The 247-nt window shown below is 62.8% G+C and carries 1 pseudogene; it reads left to right on the top strand.

Annotation, left to right across the window (positions count from 1 at the left end):
* A pseudogene (locus AAEY83_RS17555) lies at window positions 1-247 on the top strand (hypothetical protein); the annotation flags it as partial.

Raw genomic sequence — 247 nt, 5'->3', positions numbered from 1 at the left:
GAGCTCGACTGCCTCAACGCGCAGTACCAAATCAGCCACGACAAGAAGGCTGAAGGCTATGCCAACGCGGAAAAACTCTGGCTGACCGGCAAATCGCAACCGGCTGCGTGTGACGCGTTGTTCGGCATCTGGGCCGCCGATGGCCAGCTCACCGAGCAGAAACGCTGGGAGCGCACCAAGCTTGCCGCGCAGGCCCGCAACTATCCGCTGGCCAACAGTCTGATCAACGGCCTGACCACCCTCGCCC

The sequence above is a fragment of the Psychrobacter sp. TB20-MNA-CIBAN-0197 genome, from assembly GCF_040309765.1.
GTDB lineage: Bacteria > Pseudomonadota > Gammaproteobacteria > Pseudomonadales > Moraxellaceae > Psychrobacter > Psychrobacter submarinus.
The sequence above is the reverse complement of the archived record's forward strand: the minus strand, read 5'-3'. Positions and strand labels throughout refer to the sequence as shown.